Origin of the sequence: Acidaminococcus sp. AM05-11 (genome assembly GCF_003472805.1) — a bacterium.
Lineage (GTDB): Bacteria > Bacillota > Negativicutes > Acidaminococcales > Acidaminococcaceae > Acidaminococcus > Acidaminococcus hominis.
Map to the genome: position 1 here is coordinate 1 of NZ_QRMX01000067.1, position 1,156 is coordinate 1,156.

Sequence of the window (1,156 nt, forward strand, 5' to 3'; positions counted from 1 at the left end):
AAATTGGAAGAACGTTACGGGAAAGTACGGCTTGAAAACGCTTGTGGACGTATTTTCGCCTACAAGGCCACTCCGTCCGTCCGTAACGTCAGCAGCATTTTAAAAAATGACCAAGATAAACCTGTTAAAAACGCTCCGCAGAAAAAGCCAGCCGCAGCAAACAACTACGGAATTACACGCGGTGCCTCGTATTTCAGTAAGGATAGAGGTGGCCGCCAATGATAGACCAGGAAACCGTAGAGATGCTTAGGAAGATGAGAATGACCGCTATGGCGGATGAATTATCCCACCAATTACAAGACTCAACCTTTAATGAGCTTGGCTTTGAGGAACGATTAGGACTGATGGTGACTGCCGAATGGAACCGACGCCAAACGAATACAGTACAGCGACTCATTAAGAATGCAAATTTTTCTGCCCCAGCTGCCGCAGTAGAAGAAATTGAGTACTACGAAGATAGAAAGTTGGATAAAGCACAGATTTTACGCCTATCCAGCTGCAAATTTGTAGACGAGGGACACCATATTATTCTGGAAGGAGCTTCTGGCAATGGTAAAACCTACATTGCCTGTGCTCTTGGTAACGCTGCCTGCCGACGATTCAAGAAAGTACGATATATTCGTATGCCAGAATTGCTGGATGAGTTGAATATTGCCCGAAGCGGCGGTGAATTAAAGAAATGCCTGTCCAATTACAAAAAGGTTGATTTGCTCATTTTGGATGAATGGCTTATACGCCCCCTAACACCGCAGGAAAGTTATGATCTATTAGAAATTGTAGAAACTCGTTGCCAACGTTCTATGATTTTCTGCACCCAGTACAGCACAGATGGCTGGTATACCAGGATTGATTCGAACCCCGAATCTGCAAGCCCTGTGTCTGATGCTATTATGGACCGCATTATCCATAACTCATACGTAATTATGGTTGAAGGCCGTATCTCAATGAGAGAACGGTATGGCCTGAAAGCAACTCAAAGCTAAAGCTTATCTATACTTTAAAGAAAACTAAATAACCAGCTCTGCCGGCTCAACCATCCGGCAGAGCTTTTGGCTGAATCTCTTAATGGCCTACTAGTGCGGTGGGGTGGTAAAAGAATTCCGAGAAGGTGGTAAAAAAAGTCCGTGCAGACGGTAAACTTACACCGATTTATGCA

1 protein-coding gene and 1 pseudogene are annotated in these 1,156 nt (G+C 44.5%); both read left to right on the forward strand.

The features are described 5' to 3' along the window. Nucleotides 1–222: pseudogene (locus tag DW089_RS11690) on the forward strand (IS21 family transposase); the annotation flags it as partial. After that, a complete protein-coding gene (locus DW089_RS11240; protein ID WP_105326919.1) occupies nt 219–983 on the forward strand; it encodes an ATP-binding protein in 765 nt (254 codons plus the stop codon). The pseudogene DW089_RS11690 and the gene DW089_RS11240, both read left to right, overlap by 4 nt. The last annotated feature ends 173 nt before the right edge of the window (nt 984–1,156 follow it).

Excerpts from the sequence above, each read along its gene's own strand:
- DW089_RS11240 (WP_105326919.1), top strand. The coding sequence starts at position 219 with ATGATAGACCAGGAAACCGTAGAGATGCTTAGGAAGATGAGAATGACC.